This is a genomic window from Enterobacter sp. H2G27, from assembly GCF_054403075.1.
In genome coordinates, this window is sequence record NZ_JBSVSI010000001.1 from 428783 (window position 1) to 446271 (window position 17489).

Consider the following 17489-nt stretch of genomic DNA (forward strand, 5'->3'; position numbering starts at 1 on the left):
CGGCGCATAAGCGCCGTTTTTTAATGCATTAACTGCGGGGTTATTCCTGCAAATCGCCGCAGAAACGGTACCCTTCGCCGTGAATGGTGGCGATGATTTCCGGCGTATCTGGCGTAGATTCGAAATGTTTACGAATACGACGGATAGTGACGTCTACGGTACGGTCGTGCGGCTTCAGCTCACGGCCGGTCATTTTCTTCAGCAGTTCTGCACGGGACTGAATTTTTCCCGGGTTTTCGCAGAAGTGCAGCATCGCGCGGAATTCACTGCGCGGCAGTTTATACTGCTCACCGTTCGGGCTAATCAGCGAGCGGCTATTAATATCAAGTTCCCAGCCGTTGAATTTGTAGCTATCTACGCTACGACGCTCTTCGCTGACAGTACCCAGGTTCATGGTGCGGGACAGCAGGTTGCGTGCACGAATGGTTAACTCGCGAGGGTTGAACGGCTTGGTGATGTAGTCATCCGCACCGATTTCCAGGCCAAGAATTTTATCAACTTCGTTATCACGGCCCGTCAGGAACATTAACGCGACGTTCGCCTGCTCGCGCAGTTCGCGCGCCAGAAGAAGACCGTTTTTGCCCGGCAGGTTAATATCCATGATCACCAGGTTGATATCATTTTCAGAAAGGATCTGATGCATCTCTGCGCCATCGGTCGCTTCAAAGACATCGTAGCCTTCTGCTTCGAAAATGCTCTTTAACGTGTTGCGTGTTACCAACTCGTCTTCAACGATAAGAATGTGCGGGGTCTGCATGTTTGCTACCTAAATTGCCAACTAAATCGAAACAGGAAGTACAAAAGTCCCTGACCTGCCTGATGCATGTCGCAAATTAACATGATCGGCTTAACGTGACTAAAGTACGTAATTGCGTTCTTGATGCACTTTCCATCAACGTCAACAACATCATTAGCTTGGTCTTGGGTACTTTCCCTTTGGACCCGACAGTGTCAAAAACGGCTGTCATCCTAACCATTTTAACAGCAACATAACAGGCTAAGTGACACCAGACACCCAATAAAACTACGCTTCGTTGACATATATCAAGTTCAATTGTAGCACGTTAACAGTTTGATGAAATCATCGTAGCTGAATGCTAGCCTTTGTCACAATTTTTCAATAAACCAACTAGTTGCGGACATTGATTTATAAACGAAGCGAATCCAATCAGAATAGGGTATTCATGCTGCCATTATCATTATAAAACATAGGGATAATGGTGTTCTATTAACATTCTAACTGATTGTTCAGACACAGAATAGTTTAGCGTTTTTAATTTGTTATGAAACGCTATTTCGGTGATTTGTGTTGCAATTTTGTAAATTCGCGCTGCGTAATATGTTGAAGTGCATCACATTTTTACCGGCTAACTGATTAAAAAGAGAGCATAAATGCATCTGTCGATTGTACTGGTTGCCCCAGCCAGAGCAGAAAATATAGGCGCAGCTGCGCGTGCCATGAAGACCATGGGTTTTACCGATTTGCGCATTGTGGACAGCACGGCCCATCTGGAGCCTGCCGCGCGTTGGGTGGCGCACGGATCGGGAGATATTCTCGATAATATAACCACTTACGCTACGCTTGCCGACGCGCTGCACGACATTTCGTTTACCGTTGCAACCACGGCGCGCAGTCGGGCTAAGTTCCACTACTATGCGACGCCAGCGGAGCTGGTGCCGATGCTGGAAGAGAAAAGCCAGTGGCTGGAGAAAACGGCGCTGGTGTTTGGGCGTGAAGATTCCGGATTAACCAACGAGGAGCTGGAACTGGCGGACGTGCTCACCGGTGCGCCGATGGTAGCCGATTATCCTTCCCTGAATTTGGGCCAGGCGGTCATGGTGTACTGCTATCAATTAGCCTCCCTAATACAAATCCCCCAGCCTCAGGCTGAAAGGGCTGATGAAAATCAGCTGGCTGCGCTGCGCGCACGCGTTGAACAGCTGTTAACGCAGTTGGAAGTAGCGGACGATCAAAAAATGGCTGACTGGCTGCAGCAGCGTTTGGGACGTCTTGAGCAGCGGGACACCGCAATGCTGCACCGTTTGCTGCATGATATTGAAAAAAAATTGGCCGAGTAAAACACTGCCATAAGTTTTTACTATGGCGAATAAGTCTGTCTGTGTGGGTTGCATCTGGGGGAATCGGATGAAAATAAATCTGCACGCAGCGGGACGTGAGAGTCTTCCGAATTGTGATCAAATTAAAAATTCGTTGACTTAACGAGCCCGATCCTTTAACCCTAAAAGAATACAGCACAGACAGATAATAATGACAGAGTACACAACATCCATGAAACGCATCAGCATCACCACCATTACCACAACCATCATCATTACCACAGGTAACGATGCGGGCTGACGCGTACAGGAAAAACAAAAAAAAGCCCGCACCTAGACAGTGCGGGCTTTTTTTTCGGCTAAAGGAAACGAGGTAGAACCATGCGAGTGTTGAAGTTCGGCGGTACATCAGTGGCAAATGCAGAACGTTTTCTGCGAGTTGCCGATATCCTGGAAAGCAACGCCAGGCAGGGGCAGGTTGCGACCGTGCTCTCTGCCCCGGCAAAAATCACGAACCATCTGGTGGCGATGATCGAAAAAACCATCGGTGGCCAGGACGCACTCCCGAACATCAGCGACGCAGAGCGTATATTCGCTGACTTATTGCAAGGGCTGGCAGAGGCGCTGCCTGGCTTCCCGCACGCTCAGCTGAAGTCCTTCGTTGAGCAGGAATTTGCGCAAATCAAACACGTTCTGCACGGTATCAGCCTCCTCGGCCAGTGCCCGGACAGCATCAACGCGGCGCTGATTTGTCGCGGTGAAAAACTCTCTATCGCCATTATGGCCGGCGTGCTGGAAGCGCGCGGCCATAGCGTGACCGTGATCGATCCCGTTGAAAAACTGCTTGCGGTGGGCCACTACCTCGAATCCACCGTTGATATTGCCGAATCAACCCGCCGTATCGCCGCCAGCAAAATTCCCGCTGACCACATGATCCTGATGGCAGGCTTTACCGCCGGTAACGAGAAGGGCGAGCTGGTGGTGCTGGGCCGTAACGGTTCCGACTACTCCGCCGCCGTGCTGGCCGCCTGCTTACGCGCGGACTGTTGTGAGATCTGGACTGATGTCGACGGCGTCTATACCTGCGACCCGCGCCAGGTTCCGGACGCCAGGCTGCTGAAGTCGATGTCGTACCAGGAAGCGATGGAGCTTTCCTACTTCGGCGCCAAAGTGCTTCACCCGCGTACCATCTCCCCGATTGCCCAGTTCCAGATCCCTTGCCTGATTAAAAACACCGGTAACCCGCAGGCGCCGGGTACGCTGATTGGCGCAAGCAGCGATGAGGACGGTCTGCCGGTGAAAGGCATCTCCAACCTCAACAATATGGCGATGTTCAGCGTCTCCGGCCCTGGGATGAAAGGGATGGTCGGCATGGCAGCGCGCGTATTTGCGGCCATGTCCCGCAACGGTATCTCGGTGGTGCTGATTACCCAGTCCTCTTCCGAATACAGCATTAGCTTCTGCGTGCCGCAGGGCGACTGCCTGCGCGCCCGTCGCGCGCTGGAAGAAGAGTTCTATCTGGAGCTCAAAGAAGAATTGCTCGAGCCGCTCTCCATTCAGGAGCGTCTGGCGATTATCTCCGTGGTTGGCGACGGCATGCGCACGCTGCGCGGTATCTCAGCCAAGTTCTTTGCCGCGCTGGCGCGCGCCAATATCAACATCGTGGCGATTGCTCAGGGCTCGTCGGAGCGTTCAATTTCTGTTGTCGTGGACAATGATGATACGACCACCGGCGTTCGCGTGGTTCACCAGATGCTGTTCAACACCGATCAGGTCATCGAGCTGTTCCTGATTGGCGTGGGTGGCGTAGGCGGCGCGCTGCTGGAGCAGGTGAAGCGTCAGCAGGAGTGGCTGAAGAAGAAACACATCGACCTGCGCGTCTGCGGGATTGCGAATTCCAAAGCGCTGCTGACCAACGTCCACGGCCTTAACCTGGAAAACTGGCAGGCAGAGATGAACGAGGCGAAAGAGCCGTTCAACCTGGGCCGCCTGATCCGCCTGGTGAAAGAGTACCATCTGCTTAACCCGGTCATCGTCGACTGCACTTCGAACCAGGCGGTGGCGGACCAGTACGCCGATTTCCTGCGCGAAGGTTTCCACGTGGTGACGCCGAACAAAAAGGCCAACACCTCGTCGATGGATTACTATCACCAGCTGCGTCTGGCGGCGAGCAAGTCGCGCCGCAAGTTTCTGTACGACACCAACGTTGGGGCTGGTCTGCCGGTTATCGAAAACCTGCAGAACCTGCTTAACGCGGGTGATGAACTGCAGCGTTTCTCCGGCATTCTCTCCGGCTCGCTGTCGTTTATCTTCGGCAAGCTGGATGAAGGGATGAGCCTCTCCGAAGCCACCCGCGCCGCGCGCGAGCTGGGCTACACCGAGCCGGATCCGCGTGACGATCTCTCCGGTATGGACGTGGCGCGTAAGCTGCTGATCCTCGCGCGCGAAACGGGCCGTGAGCTTGAGCTTTCCGATATCGTGATTGAACCGGTCCTGCCGGCAGAATTTGACAGCAGCGGTGACGTCAGCACCTTTATGGCCAGACTGCCGCAGCTTGACGACGCGTTTGCCGCGCGCGTTGCGAAAGCCCGTGATGAAGGTAAGGTATTGCGCTATGTTGGCAACATTGAAGAAGATGGCGTGTGCCGGGTGAAGATTGCCGAAGTGGATGGCAACGACCCGCTGTACAAAGTCAAAAACGGCGAAAACGCCCTCGCGTTTTACAGCCACTATTATCAGCCACTGCCGCTGGTGCTTCGCGGCTATGGCGCAGGGAACGATGTTACGGCGGCGGGTGTGTTTGCCGATCTGCTGCGTACCCTGTCATGGAAGTTAGGAGTTTAACATGGTCAAAGTTTATGCCCCGGCTTCCAGCGCGAATATGAGCGTCGGATTTGACGTGCTGGGTGCGGCGGTGACGCCGGTGGATGGTTCGCTGCTGGGCGATACGGTTACGGTGGAAGCGGCAGACAGCTTCAGCCTGAATAACGTGGGCCGCTTCGCCAGCAAGCTACCGTCCGACCCGCGCGAGAACATCGTCTATCAGTGCTGGGAACGCTTCTGTCAGGAGATCGGTAAAAACGTGCCGGTCGCTATGACGCTGGAAAAAAGTATGCCGATTGGCTCGGGGCTGGGTTCCAGCGCCTGTTCGGTGGTCGCCGCTCTGGTGGCAATGAATGAGCACTGCGGCAAGCCGCTGAACAACAACCGCCTGCTGGGCTTAATGGGCGAGCTGGAAGGGCGTATCTCCGGCAGCATTCACTATGACAACGTGGCGCCGTGCTTCCTCGGCGGCATGCAGCTGATGATCGAAGAAAATGGCATCATCAGCCAGCAGGTGCCAGGGTTTGATGAGTGGCTGTGGGTGCTGGCCTATCCGGGCATTAAGGTCTCTACCGCGGAAGCGCGTGCGATCCTGCCCGCGCAATATCGTCGTCAGGACTGTATCGCCCACGGGCGTCATCTGGCGGGCTTTATCCACGCCTGCTACACCCGTCAGCCGCAGCTGGCGGCAAAACTGATGAAGGACGTCATTGCCGAGCCGTATCGCACGAAGCTGCTACCCGGCTTTAACGAGGCGCGACAGGCATCAATGGATATCGGCGCGCAGGCGTGCGGCATCTCCGGCTCCGGCCCGACGCTGTTCGCCCTGTGCGACAAGGCAGACACTGCGCAGCGCGTGGCGGACTGGCTCTCTAAACACTACCTGCAAAATCAGGAAGGCTTTGTTCATATTTGCCGTCTGGACACGGCTGGCGCACGAGTACTGGGATAATTAATGAAACTCTACAACCTTAAAGATCATAACGAGCAGGTCAGCTTCGCGCAGGCGGTGACTCAGGGACTGGGCAAAAATCAGGGGCTGTTTTTCCCGCATGACCTGCCGGAATTCCAGCTGACCGAGATTGATGACCTGCTGAAGCAGGATTTTGTCACCCGCAGCACCAAAATTCTGTCCGCGTTTATCGGCGATGAAATTCCGCAGGAGCTGCTGGAAGAGCGCGTGCGTGCGGCATTCGCTTTCCCGGCGCCGGTTCAGCAGGTTGAGCCTGACGTGGGCTGTCTGGAGCTGTTCCACGGCCCAACCCTGGCGTTTAAAGACTTCGGCGGCCGCTTTATGGCGCAGATGCTGACCCACATCAGCGGCGACAAGCCGGTGACCATCCTGACCGCAACCTCCGGCGATACCGGCGCGGCGGTGGCACACGCGTTCTACGGCCTGAAAAATGTCCGCGTGGTGATCCTCTATCCGAAAGGCAAAATCAGCCCGCTGCAGGAGAAACTGTTCTGCACCCTCGGCGGCAACATTGAAACCGTGGCAATTGACGGTGATTTCGATGCCTGCCAGGCGCTGGTCAAGCAGGCCTTCGATGACGAAGAGCTGAAGGTAGCTTTGGGTCTTAACTCTGCGAACTCCATCAACATCAGCCGTCTGCTGGCGCAGATCTGCTACTACTTCGAAGCGGTGGCGCAGCTGCCGCAGGAAGCGCGCAACCAGCTGGTGATCTCCGTGCCGAGCGGTAACTTTGGTGACCTGACGGCGGGCCTGCTGGCAAAATCCCTGGGTCTGCCGGTGAAACGCTTTATCGCCGCGACCAACGCCAACGACACCGTGCCGCGCTTCCTGAAAGACGGGAAGTGGGCGCCGAACGCCACGCAGGCGACCCTCTCCAATGCGATGGATGTGTCTCAGCCGAACAACTGGCCGCGCGTGGAAGAGCTGTTCCGCCGTAAGATCTGGCGTCTGGGCGACCTGGGCTATGCCGCGGTGACGGATGAAACTACCAAATCCACCATGCGCGAGCTGAAGGCGGTCGGGTATACCTCTGAACCGCACGCGGCGATTGCCTACCGCGCGCTGCGCGACCAGCTTAACCCGGGTGAATATGGCCTGTTCCTGGGCACCGCGCATCCGGCGAAGTTCAAAGAGAGCGTGGAAGAAATCCTGGGCGAAACGCTGCCGCTGCCGAAAGAGCTGGCCGAGCGTGCCGACCTGCCGCTGTTGTCCCATGAACTGCCGGCAGACTTTGCCGCGCTGCGTAAGCTGATGATGTCCCGAGCATAATTTTTGTCGGGTGCGGCTTCGCCTTACCCGACCTACTATCAATGATGACACGTGCGTGATTGTGTTGCCCGGTGGCGGCTACGCCTTACCGGGCCTACAACGACGATAACGGCTCAGAACGTAGGCCGGGTAAGCGAAGCGCCACCCGGCAATAGCAGCATTGTACTGAAGCCGCTGCCCGGCTTTTTTTATGGAGAAATTAAGGAGGAAAATAGCAGGGAAAAAGCAGAAATTCCCAATAAATGCGGTCACTTAGCGATTAGGATTGCAGAGAATAACATCCCCCGTTTCCCTCGCGTAATCTCCTTACATCGGCCCACGTAGGGCAAAGATAATAAGGAGTCACCGATGTCTACACTGAAACCTGTGCTGATTGCGCTTTCACTGATGCTGGTCGCTCCCATGGCGGTACAGGCATCCGAAATCACCCTCGTACCTGCGGTAAAACTGCAGATTGGCGACCGGGATAATAACGGGCACTACTGGGACGGTGGCCGCTGGCGCGACCACGACTGGTGGAAGGCGCATTATGACTGGCGCGATAACCACTGGCGTCCACATGATGAGCATCGCGAGCGTGACCACCATCATGACGACCGTCGCCATGACGATCATCGTCCGGGCCCGGACTGGAAACACCACTAATGCAAAACCCCGCCAGCCGGCGGGGTTTGTTTTTACTGCTCGTGGCGCTTAAACACCAGCTCGCCTTTCCCTGACGCTTCTTCGTCAAAGAAATAGCCTTCGCTGTTAAAGGCGGTCAATTGCTCCGGCTTCGTCAGGCGGTTCTGGATAATGTAGCGGCTCATCAGACCGCGCGCTTTCTTGGCGTAGAAGCTGATCACTTTGAACTTACCGTTCTTCTCGTCGAGGAACACCGGTTTGATAATCTCCGCATCCAGCTTTTTCGGCTTCACCGACTTGTAGTATTCATCGGACGCAAGGTTTATCACCACGTTATCGCCCTGGGCGTGCAGCGCCGCATTCAGCTTGTCGGTAATGATATCGCCCCAGAAATGGTACAGGTCTTTGCCTTTGGCATTCTCCAGACGAATCCCCATCTCCAGACGATACGGCTGCATGAGGTCCAGCGGTCTCAGCACGCCGTACAAACCCGACAGCATGCGCAGATGCTGCTGGGCAAAATCGAAGTCGGTTTCGCTAAAATCTTCCGCCTGCAGGCCGGTATAGACATCGCCTTTAAATGCCAGAATCGCCTGGCGAGCGTTAGCCGGGGTGAAATCCGGGTGCCATTCATGAAAGCGGGTCGCGTTAAGGTCTGCCAGCTTGTCGCTGATGCTCATCAGCGAGGCGATTTGCGGCGCAGAGAGCTTACGCGCTTCGCGGATCAGCTGTTGCGAGTAGTCCAGCAGTTCAGGCTGGGTATAGCGCTCTGTAGCGAGCGGGCTCTGGTAGTCGAGCGTTTTTGCAGGTGAAATCAGAATCAGCATATCCAGTCCTTGCAGGAAATTTAGAGCGACTTTAGCAAAAAATCGCCCTGAATTGATCGATAGCTGTTATTGCCGCGGCAAATCATCCCACGTGCCGGGGGCAAGCTGCGCCTTAATATCGGGATAACGGGCGGGATCAAATACCGGCGGAACGCCGAGTTTGCGCTGGCGCAGATAGTCTCTGGCAATCAGGGTCACAACGGGCGAGAGCAGCAGGATCGCCGTGAGGTTAGTGATCGCCATCAGCGCCATAATGATATCGGCCAGCTGCCAGACCAGCGGCATACTGAGCAGGGAGCCAGCGATCACCATCAGGATGACCCCCAGACGCAGGGTTCCGATTGCGGCGCGGGAGTCGAGCTTCAGGAAAATAAGGTTATTTTCGGCGTAAAGGTAATTCACCACTATCGAGCTGAAGGCAAACAAAACCAGGATTAGCGAGACAAACCCTGCACCCCAGCCGCCGGTCAGGTTCACCAGCGCCTGCTGGAGAAGCTGTATTCCGACGGTGCCCGACGCGTGCGGTACGGGGCCTGCCAGCAGCAAAATCATAGCGCTGGCGGAACAGATAATAATGGTATCTGTAAAGACGCCAATCATCTGCACAATGCCTTGCGCGGCCGGGTGCGGCGGCCAGGAAGAGGCGGCGGCTGCCGCGTTGGGGGTTGACCCCATACCGGCTTCATTGGAGAACATGCCCCGCTGAAAACCCGCCATCAGCGCCTGGCTGAAGGTATAGCCCAGCGCCCCGGAGGCCACTTCGCGCCAGCCAAAGGCGCTTTTGACGATGGTCGCAATCACGCCCGGCACCTGGTCGAGATGCAGGGCGGCAACGAACAGGCTCGCGGCAACCCAGAGCAGCGCCATAATGGGCACCAGCCACTGCATCAGACGGGCGATGCCCTTGAGACCGACCGAGATGGTAAGCAGAACGACGATGGCTAAAGCGAGACCCGCGAGCCACTCGGGGCAGGAGAAGGCATAGCGCAGGGCGTTGGCGACCGAGTTCGCCTGGACGGTATTAAAAATAAGGCCGTACGCGAGAAGTAAAAAAAGCGAGAACAGGACGCCCATCCAGCGCATCCCTAAGCCACGCGCCATGTACCAGGCAGGACCGCCGCGAAACTGGCCGTTTTTATCTTTCTCTTTATAAAGCTGGGCGAGCGAACTTTCGGCAAAGGAGGTGGCCATCCCGAGAAGCGCCGTCACCCACATCCAGAAGACTGCGCCTGGCCCACCGGCGCTGATGGCCAGCGCAACGCCCGCCAGATTGCCGCTGCCGAGGCGTGCCGCCAGGCTGGTACAAAGTGCCTGAAACGACGTTAATCCGCCCGGCTGAGGCGTGACGCTGTTTTTCAGACTTCTGCCAAACTTGCGAATATAACGAAACTGGATGAACCCACTGCGTAGCGTAAACCAAATACCTGCTCCCAGAAGCAGGTAAATCATTATCGAACCCCACAGGACTTCGTTAATAAAGAAAAAGAAATCAGGCATTAACGTCCCTCTTGTTGATGCCAAAGTGAATATGTAAGCGCTACCACTGATTGGGCATGCTGTTGCTTAGCAGCCTGTTAATATTCCGAGTTTACCATACTCTACCTAAGCGCACTGTCTGCGGTTGCGCTACCCCTCCGTCGTGTTATCATCAGGGCAGACCGGTTACATCCCCCTAACAAGTAAACCTGTCATTTTTCCGCTGCAGGCATGCTGTCGGTAGCGTGAATTATCCAGGGCACGTTAAAAGAGAAACACTATCATGACGGATAAATTGACCTCCCTTCGTCAGTTCACCACTGTCGTAGCTGACACCGGAGATATCGCGGCAATGAAGCTGTACCAGCCGCAGGATGCCACAACTAACCCTTCTCTGATCCTTAACGCCGCACAGATCCCTGAGTATCGCAAACTGATTGACGACGCAGTGACCTGGGCGAAAGCACAGAGCAACGACCGCGCGCAGCAGGTTGTGGATGCCACCGACAAACTGGCAGTGAACATCGGTCTGGAAATCCTGAAACTGGTTCCTGGCCGTATCTCTACCGAAGTAGATGCGCGTCTTTCCTACGACACCGAAGCGTCTATCGCCAAAGCGAAACGTCTGATCAAAATGTACAACGACGCGGGCATCAGCAACGACCGTATCCTGATCAAACTGGCTTCCACCTGGCAGGGTATCCGCGCGGCAGAGCAGCTGGAAAAAGACGGTATCAACTGTAACCTGACCCTGCTGTTCTCCTTCGCGCAGGCGCGTGCTTGTGCAGAAGCGGGCGTATACCTGATTTCTCCGTTCGTGGGCCGTATTCTGGACTGGTACAAAGCCAACACTGATAAGAAAGAGTACGCACCGGCTGAAGATCCAGGCGTAGTTTCTGTTACTGAAATCTACGAATACTACAAGCAGCACGGTTATGAGACTGTGGTTATGGGCGCAAGCTTCCGTAACGTCGGTGAAATCATCGAGCTGGCTGGCTGTGACCGCCTGACCATCGCTCCTGCGCTGCTGAAAGAGCTGGCAGAAAGCGAAGGTACCATTGAGCGTAAACTGTCTTACACCGGTGAAGTAAAAGCACGTCCAGAGCGCATCACTGAATCCGAGTTCCTGTGGCAGCACAACCAGGATCCAATGGCGGTAGACAAGCTGGCGGATGGTATCCGTAAGTTTGCTGTTGACCAGGGCAAACTGGAAAAAATGATCGGCGACCTGCTGTAATCATTCTGCGTGACCGGGCTCCCGGTCACGCGACTTCTTTCGTCCCCTGTCTGAATCTCCTCTCTGCGTGTATCATTCCCTTTAATCAGTACTCTTTGAATGGAATGGATATGAATACCTTACGCATCGGCTTAGTGTCGATTTCTGACCGCGCCTCCAGCGGTGTTTACCAGGATAAAGGCATCCCCGCTCTGGAAGAATGGTTGAGCAGCGCGCTGACCACCCCTTTTGAGATTCAGACACGCCTGATTCCTGACGAACAACCGATCATCGAGCAGACGCTCTGCGAGCTGGTGGATGAGATGAGCTGCCACCTTGTTCTGACGACGGGCGGAACCGGCCCCGCCCGCCGTGACGTGACGCCGGACGCGACGCTGGCTATCGCCGATCGCGAAATGCCGGGCTTCGGTGAACAGATGCGCCAGATCGGTCTACACTTTGTTCCGACGGCCATTCTTTCCCGCCAGGTGGGGGTGATCCGCAAGCAGGCGTTGATTCTGAACCTGCCGGGTCAGCCGAAGTCGATCAAAGAGACCCTGGAAGGGCTTAAAGCGGAAGACGGCAGCGTCATCGTTCACGGTATCTTTGCAAGTGTACCGTATTGTATACAGCTTCTTGACGGCCCGTATGTCGAAACCGATGAGAAAGTGGTAGCAGCTTTTCGTCCTAAAAACGCGCGTCGCGAAACAATCTCCTGAAATTAATCAATATGTGACATAAGCTGAAGCGGCGATAGCGTGGGCAAGGTTTTACGGTATAGTAATTTTTTCTTTACGATTGCTGTAAAAATAAATCCACAATACAAGCATAATGGTTCGCTATGTCACATAACGCCCGACCTCTGAATCGACAGGATTACAAAACCCTCACGCTTGCGGCCTTAGGCGGCGCGCTGGAGTTTTACGACTTTATCATCTTCGTCTTCTTCGCCGCCGTGGTGGGAGAGCTCTTCTTCCCGGCGGATATTCCGGAATGGCTGCGTCAGGTGCAAACCTTCGGCATTTTTGCCGCCGGGTATCTGGCGCGTCCGCTGGGCGGCATCATCATGGCCCACTTTGGCGATCTGGTCGGGCGTAAGAAGATGTTTACCCTTAGCATCCTGCTGATGGCCGTGCCGACGCTGGCCATTGGTCTGCTGCCCACCTATGCCTCGATGGGTATCCTTGCGCCGTTGCTGCTGTTGCTGATGCGCGTTCTTCAGGGCGCGGCGATTGGCGGTGAAGTGCCGGGCGCGTGGGTGTTTGTCGCGGAACATGTTCCGGCGCGCCGCATTGGTATCGCCTGCGGAACCTTAACCGCGGGCTTAACGGTAGGGATTTTGCTCGGGTCCGTCGTCGCAACGATCGTTAATACCAGCATGACGCAGCAGGCCGTGCACGACTGGGGCTGGCGTATTCCATTCCTGCTGGGCGGAGCGTTTGGCCTGGTCGCGATGTACCTGCGTCGCTGGCTGCAGGAGACCCCGATTTTCCTCGAAATGCAGCAGCGCAAGGCGCTGGCGCAGGAGCTGCCGGTGAAGGCGGTCGTGGTACGCCATAAAAAAGCGGTAGTGGTGTCGATGCTGCTTACCTGGCTGCTCTCGGCGGGCATCGTGGTGGTGATATTGATGTCCCCGGTGTGGCTGCAAAAGCAGTATGGTTTCGCTCCTGCCGTGACGTTACAGGCGAACAGTATCGCGACAATCATGCTCTGCTTTGGCTGTCTTGCCGCCGGGCTGGCGGCGGATCGTTTCGGTGCCAGCGTTACCTTTGTTGTCGGGAGCCTGTTACTGGCCGCATCAAGCTGGGCGTTTTACCATCTGGCTGGCAGCCATCCTGAACAGCTGTTCCTGCTGTACGGCGTGGTAGGCCTGTGCGTGGGCGTTGTCGGGGCTGTACCGTACGTGATGGTGCGCGCGTTCCCGCCAGAGGTACGCTTCACCGGGATTTCTTTTTCCTACAACGTGTCGTATGCCATTTTCGGTGGGCTGACGCCGATTGCGGTGACGGTGTTGATGGGCGTGTCTCCCATGGCTCCGGCCTGGTACGTGCTGGCGCTGTCGATGATGGGGCTGGGATTAGGGATTTGGCTGGGGCAGAAGCGGGGATGTCGTGCCCGCGAGGCGGACACGACAGAAGGATCAGTGTTTTTCACCAATCGGTAAAACGGTGCGGTCAAACTGCTCGTTCAGCACTTCACCCATTGCAAGGTAGATAGCGCTTGCGCCGCAAACCAGACCAATCCAGCCTGCAACATGAACGATGCCTTCGTTATCCACCAGGTGACCGATCGCCAGCAGGGCGAACAGGACGGTCAGGCTCAGGAAAACGAACTGCAGCATGCGGTTGCCCTTCAGGGTACCGAAGAACATAAACAGGGTGAAAACGCCCCACAGACCCAGGTAAACGCCCAGGAAGTGGGCGTTTGCCGCGTCTGCCATGCCCATTTTAGGCAGCAGCAGAATGGCAACCAGGGTCAGCCAGAAAGAACCGTAAGAGGTGAATGCGGTTAAGCCGAAGGTATTGCCTTTCTTATATTCCAGCAGGCCCGCGAAGATTTGTGCGATACCGCCGTAAAAAATGCCCATCGCCAGGATGATGCCATCCATCGGGAACATCCCGATATTGTGCAGGTTCAGCAGAATAGTGGTCATGCCAAAACCCATCAGGCCCAGCGGAGCCGGATTAGCCAACTTAGTGTTGCCCATAAGTCCTCAAAAAAATCATCATTAATATGGTGAAATGGTTAAACCCGCGTCAGTTCTCCCTGACTGGGCGCGGCATCATAATGGGCGCAATCAATGGCGTCTATGATCTCATCAGGGTGAAATTAAAATTTTTTTTATGCTTGCCCCTTGATGGATGCCGTCGCGACCCCATCTTGTAGTCAACCGCAGTGTGTGGACCTGAAAAAAATCAAATCTGGGCAGTTGAAAAAGCACGTTCTGCCCTTATTACAGGTACACAACCACATGTTGACTGAATTTTTAGTGGAGACGTTTAGATGGGTAAAATTATTGGTATCGACCTGGGTACTACCAACTCTTGTGTAGCGATTATGGATGGCACTACTGCACGCGTGCTGGAGAACGCCGAGGGCGATCGCACCACGCCTTCTATCATTGCTTATACCCAGGATGGTGAAACTCTGGTTGGTCAGCCGGCTAAACGTCAGGCAGTGACAAACCCGCAAAACACCCTGTTTGCGATTAAACGCCTGATCGGTCGCCGCTTCCAGGACGAAGAAGTTCAGCGTGACGTTTCCATCATGCCTTACAAAATCATCGCGGCAGATAACGGCGATGCATGGCTTGATGTGAAAGGCACCAAAACTGCACCACCGCAGATTTCTGCTGAAGTGCTGAAAAAAATGAAGAAAACCGCTGAAGATTACCTGGGTGAGCCGGTAACTGAAGCTGTTATCACCGTACCTGCCTACTTCAACGATGCTCAGCGTCAGGCAACCAAAGATGCTGGCCGTATCGCAGGTCTGGAAGTAAAACGTATCATCAACGAACCAACCGCGGCTGCACTGGCTTACGGTCTGGATAAAGAAGTCGGCAACCGTACTATCGCGGTTTACGACCTGGGTGGTGGTACCTTCGATATCTCTATTATCGAAATCGACGAAGTTGACGGCGAAAAAACCTTCGAAGTTCTGGCAACCAACGGTGATACCCACCTGGGTGGTGAAGACTTCGATACCCGTCTGATCAACTACCTCGTTGACGAGTTCAAGAAAGATCAGGGCATTGACCTGCGTAACGACCCGCTGGCTATGCAGCGCCTGAAAGAAGCCGCTGAGAAAGCGAAGATCGAGCTGTCTTCTGCTCAGCAGACCGACGTTAACCTGCCGTACATCACTGCAGACGCGACCGGTCCTAAACACATGAATATCAAAGTGACCCGTGCGAAACTGGAAAGCCTGGTAGAAGACCTGGTGAACCGTTCTATCGAGCCGCTGAAAGTTGCTCTGCAGGACGCTGGCCTGTCCGTGTCTGATATCAACGACGTTATCCTCGTTGGTGGCCAGACCCGTATGCCAATGGTGCAGAAGAAAGTGGCTGAATTCTTTGGTAAAGAGCCACGTAAAGACGTTAACCCGGACGAAGCAGTGGCTATCGGTGCTGCGGTTCAGGGTGGCGTACTGACCGGTGAAGTTAAAGACGTACTGCTGCTGGACGTTACCCCGCTGTCTCTGGGTATCGAAACCATGGGCGGTGTGATGACTGCGCTCATCAACAAAAACACCACCATCCCAACCAAGCACAGCCAGGTGTTCTCTACCGCTGAAGACAACCAGTCTGCGGTAACCATCCATGTGCTGCAGGGTGAGCGTAAGCGTGCGGCGGATAACAAATCTCTGGGTCAGTTCAACCTGGACGGTATTAACCCGGCACCGCGCGGCATGCCGCAGATCGAAGTCACCTTCGATATCGATGCTGACGGTATCCTGCACGTGTCTGCGAAAGACAAAAACAGCGGTAAAGAGCAGAAGATCACCATCAAGGCATCTTCTGGCCTGAACGAAGCTGAAATCGAAAAAATGGTTCGCGATGCCGAAGCTAACGCGGAATCCGACCGTAAGTTCGAAGAGCTGGTTCAGACCCGTAACCAGGGTGACCATCTGCTGCACAGCACCCGTAAGCAGGTTGAAGAAGCAGGCGATAAACTGCCAGCGGAAGACAAGACTGCTATCGAAGCTGCACTGAGTGCGCTGGAATCCTCACTGAAAGGTGAAGATAAAGCGGACATTGAAGCGAAGATGCAGGAACTGGCACAGGCTTCTCAGAAGCTGATGGAAATCGCTCAGCAGCAGCACGCTCAACAGCAGGCGGGCGCTGACGCTTCGGCGAACAACGCGAAAGACGACGACGTTGTCGACGCTGAGTTCGAAGAAGTTAAAGATAAAAAATAATCGCCCTGATGCAGGGTAATTAATCGGCACGGGCGTAGGAGAACTCTCCACGCCCGTGCTCGCATGTTAAGGGGCTTAAAAAAACCAATGGCAAAGCAAGACTATTACGAGATTTTAGGCGTTCCGAAAACTGCGGAAGAGCGTGAAATCAAAAAGGCGTATAAGCGCCTGGCCATGAAATTCCACCCGGACCGTAACCAGGGTGACAAAGAGGCTGAAGCCAAATTTAAAGAGATCAAAGAAGCCTACGAAGTCCTGACCGATGCACAAAAACGTGCGGCCTATGACCAGTACGGTCACGCAGCCTTTGAACAGGGCGGCATGGGCGGCGGTGGATTCGGCGGTGGCGGCTTTGGCGGCGGCGCTGACTTCAGCGATATCTTTGGCGATGTGTTCGGCGATATCTTCGGCGGCGGCCGTGGTCGTCAGCGCGCGGCGCGCGGCGCGGACCTGCGCTACAACATGGAACTGACGCTGGAAGAGGCCGTTCGCGGCGTAACCAAAGAGATCCGTATTCCAACGCTGGAAGAGTGTGACGTTTGCCACGGCAGCGGTGCGAAAGCGGGTACGCAGCCACAAACCTGTCCAACCTGTCACGGTTCGGGTCAGGTACAGATGCGTCAGGGCTTCTTTGCGGTGCAGCAGGCCTGTCCGCACTGTCACGGTCGCGGTACGCTGATCAAAGATCCGTGCACCAAATGCCACGGCCACGGTCGCGTTGAGAAAACCAAGACCCTGTCCGTTAAGATCCCGGCCGGCGTGGATACGGGCGACCGCATCCGTCTGGCAGGTGAGGGCGAAGCAGGCGAGCACGGCGCACCGGCAGGCGATCTGTACGTCCAGGTGCAGGTGAAACAGCACGCTATCTTTGAGCGTGAAGGGAACAACCTGTACTGCGAAGTGCCGATCAACTTTGCGATGGCGGCACTGGGCGGTGAAATCGAAGTACCGACGCTGGATGGTCGCGTCAATCTGAAGATCCCGGGCGAGACCCAGACCGGTAAGCTGTTCCGCATGCGCGGGAAAGGCGTTAAATCCGTTCGTGGTGGTGCGCAGGGCGACCTGCTTTGCCGCGTCGTCGTGGAAACGCCGGTTGGCCTGAACGACAAGCAGAAACAGCTGCTGAAAGAGCTGCAGGAGAGCTTCGGCGGCCCGACGGGTGAGAAAAACAGCCCGCGCTCCAAAAGCTTCTTCGATGGCGTCAAAAAATTCTTCGATGATTTGACCCGCTAATCGATCAGCTGGTTTTCATCCGCAAAAGCCCGGAAGCGATTCCGGGCTTTTTCTTTTTGTAGGTATTGCTCGG

At 55.2% G+C, this 17489-nt stretch carries 16 protein-coding genes and 1 other annotated feature; of the genes, 12 read left to right on the forward strand and 4 right to left on the reverse strand.

Annotation, left to right across the window (positions count from 1 at the left end):
- Positions 1–40 precede the first annotated feature (40 nt).
- On the reverse strand, positions 41–757 hold the full coding sequence (gene arcA / locus ACW9E7_RS02025) for a two-component system response regulator ArcA (protein ID WP_003856501.1): 717 nt from the start codon (positions 755–757) through the stop codon (positions 41–43).
- Positions 758–852: 95 nt separating this feature from the next.
- On the opposite strand from arcA, the gene yjjY reads away from it, so the two are divergent.
- The 7 genes from yjjY to ACW9E7_RS02060 all read left to right on the forward strand — a co-directional run bounded on the left by yjjY (position 853) and on the right by ACW9E7_RS02060 (position 7768).
- Positions 853–993 carry a YjjY family protein gene (yjjY, locus tag ACW9E7_RS02030; protein WP_085928893.1) on the forward strand — a complete coding sequence of 47 codons (141 nt, stop codon included), beginning with the start codon at positions 853–855 and terminating at the stop codon, positions 991–993.
- 399 nt (positions 994–1392) lie between these two features.
- Entirely contained in the window at positions 1393–2079 is a 687-nt protein-coding gene (locus ACW9E7_RS02035; protein ID WP_458727186.1) for a tRNA/rRNA methyltransferase, read from the forward strand.
- 211 nt (positions 2080–2290) lie between these two features.
- The gene (gene thrL / locus ACW9E7_RS02040) at positions 2291–2359 is read left to right on the forward strand and encodes a thr operon leader peptide (RefSeq protein ID WP_015572623.1); all 69 of its coding nucleotides are present in this window, start codon (positions 2291–2293) and stop codon (positions 2357–2359) included.
- Positions 2298–2415: a sequence feature (Thr leader region), on the forward strand. Its footprint overlaps the gene before it by 62 nt.
- Before the next feature lie 24 nt (positions 2416–2439).
- Entirely contained in the window at positions 2440–4902 is a 2463-nt protein-coding gene (gene thrA, locus ACW9E7_RS02045; protein WP_127729564.1) for a bifunctional aspartate kinase/homoserine dehydrogenase I, read from the forward strand.
- A 1-nt stretch (position 4903) separates the two neighbouring features.
- A complete protein-coding gene (gene thrB, locus ACW9E7_RS02050) occupies positions 4904–5833 on the forward strand; it encodes a homoserine kinase (protein WP_048225593.1) in 930 nt (309 codons plus the stop codon).
- Between the two features lie 3 nt (positions 5834–5836).
- Complete coding sequence (gene thrC, locus ACW9E7_RS02055; protein ID WP_458727187.1) at positions 5837–7123, forward strand: threonine synthase; 1287 nt, start codon at positions 5837–5839, stop codon at positions 7121–7123.
- 348 nt (positions 7124–7471) lie between these two features.
- The gene (locus ACW9E7_RS02060) at positions 7472–7768 is read left to right on the forward strand and encodes a DUF2502 domain-containing protein (RefSeq protein ID WP_115876475.1); all 297 of its coding nucleotides are present in this window, start codon (positions 7472–7474) and stop codon (positions 7766–7768) included.
- A gap of 32 nt (positions 7769–7800) precedes the next feature.
- Here ACW9E7_RS02060 and yaaA read toward each other — a convergent pair whose 3' ends face one another.
- The gene (gene yaaA / locus ACW9E7_RS02065; protein WP_458727188.1) at positions 7801–8574 is read right to left on the reverse strand and encodes a peroxide stress protein YaaA; all 774 of its coding nucleotides are present in this window, start codon (positions 8572–8574) and stop codon (positions 7801–7803) included.
- A 66-nt stretch (positions 8575–8640) separates the two neighbouring features.
- The gene (locus ACW9E7_RS02070; protein WP_133293756.1) at positions 8641–10071 is read right to left on the reverse strand and encodes an alanine/glycine:cation symporter family protein; all 1431 of its coding nucleotides are present in this window, start codon (positions 10069–10071) and stop codon (positions 8641–8643) included.
- A gap of 262 nt (positions 10072–10333) precedes the next feature.
- On the opposite strand from ACW9E7_RS02070, the gene tal reads away from it, so the two are divergent.
- The 3 genes from tal to ACW9E7_RS02085 all read left to right on the forward strand — a co-directional run bounded on the left by tal (position 10334) and on the right by ACW9E7_RS02085 (position 13430).
- Positions 10334–11287 carry a transaldolase gene (tal, locus tag ACW9E7_RS02075; RefSeq protein WP_023310342.1) on the forward strand — a complete coding sequence of 318 codons (954 nt, stop codon included), beginning with the start codon at positions 10334–10336 and terminating at the stop codon, positions 11285–11287.
- A 110-nt stretch (positions 11288–11397) separates the two neighbouring features.
- Entirely contained in the window at positions 11398–11985 is a 588-nt protein-coding gene (mog, locus tag ACW9E7_RS02080) for a molybdopterin adenylyltransferase (protein ID WP_111964074.1), read from the forward strand.
- A gap of 122 nt (positions 11986–12107) precedes the next feature.
- On the forward strand, positions 12108–13430 hold the full coding sequence (locus ACW9E7_RS02085; protein ID WP_127729574.1) for an MFS transporter: 1323 nt from the start codon (positions 12108–12110) through the stop codon (positions 13428–13430).
- Here ACW9E7_RS02085 and satP read toward each other — a convergent pair.
- Positions 13407–13973 (reverse strand): acetate uptake transporter, encoded by a 567-nt coding sequence (gene satP, locus ACW9E7_RS02090; RefSeq protein WP_008502042.1) that lies wholly within the window; start codon positions 13971–13973, stop codon positions 13407–13409. The two genes, ACW9E7_RS02085 and satP, sit on opposite strands and share 24 nt — an antisense overlap.
- Positions 13974–14269: 296 nt before the next feature.
- Here satP and dnaK point away from each other — a divergent pair, with 296 nt between their 5' ends.
- Positions 14270–16183, forward strand: a complete 1914-nt coding sequence (gene dnaK, locus ACW9E7_RS02095) for a molecular chaperone DnaK (RefSeq protein WP_008502041.1) — start codon at positions 14270–14272, stop codon at positions 16181–16183.
- Between the two features lie 87 nt (positions 16184–16270).
- On the forward strand, positions 16271–17416 hold the full coding sequence (dnaJ, locus tag ACW9E7_RS02100) for a molecular chaperone DnaJ (RefSeq protein ID WP_014830600.1): 1146 nt from the start codon (positions 16271–16273) through the stop codon (positions 17414–17416).
- Positions 17417–17489 lie beyond the last annotated feature (73 nt).

Bases quoted from the DNA above. Each gene is read 5' to 3' on its own strand.
- arcA (WP_003856501.1), bottom strand. From the start codon at position 757: ATGCAGACCCCGCACATTCTTATCGTTGAAGACGAGTTGGTAACACGC.
- ACW9E7_RS02035 (WP_458727186.1), top strand. From the start codon at position 1,393: ATGCATCTGTCGATTGTACTGGTTGCCCCAGCCAGAGCAGAAAATATA.
- thrA (WP_127729564.1), top strand. From the start codon at position 2,440: ATGCGAGTGTTGAAGTTCGGCGGTACATCAGTGGCAAATGCAGAACGT.
- thrB (WP_048225593.1), top strand. From the start codon at position 4,904: ATGGTCAAAGTTTATGCCCCGGCTTCCAGCGCGAATATGAGCGTCGGA.
- thrC (WP_458727187.1), top strand. From the start codon at position 5,837: ATGAAACTCTACAACCTTAAAGATCATAACGAGCAGGTCAGCTTCGCG.
- ACW9E7_RS02060 (WP_115876475.1), top strand. From the start codon at position 7,472: ATGTCTACACTGAAACCTGTGCTGATTGCGCTTTCACTGATGCTGGTC.
- yaaA (WP_458727188.1), bottom strand. From the start codon at position 8,574: ATGCTGATTCTGATTTCACCTGCAAAAACGCTCGACTACCAGAGCCCG.
- ACW9E7_RS02070 (WP_133293756.1), bottom strand. From the start codon at position 10,071: ATGCCTGATTTCTTTTTCTTTATTAACGAAGTCCTGTGGGGTTCGATA.
- tal (WP_023310342.1), top strand. From the start codon at position 10,334: ATGACGGATAAATTGACCTCCCTTCGTCAGTTCACCACTGTCGTAGCT.
- mog (WP_111964074.1), top strand. From the start codon at position 11,398: ATGAATACCTTACGCATCGGCTTAGTGTCGATTTCTGACCGCGCCTCC.
- ACW9E7_RS02085 (WP_127729574.1), top strand. From the start codon at position 12,108: ATGTCACATAACGCCCGACCTCTGAATCGACAGGATTACAAAACCCTC.
- satP (WP_008502042.1), bottom strand. From the start codon at position 13,973: ATGGGCAACACTAAGTTGGCTAATCCGGCTCCGCTGGGCCTGATGGGT.
- dnaK (WP_008502041.1), top strand. From the start codon at position 14,270: ATGGGTAAAATTATTGGTATCGACCTGGGTACTACCAACTCTTGTGTA.
- dnaJ (WP_014830600.1), top strand. From the start codon at position 16,271: ATGGCAAAGCAAGACTATTACGAGATTTTAGGCGTTCCGAAAACTGCG.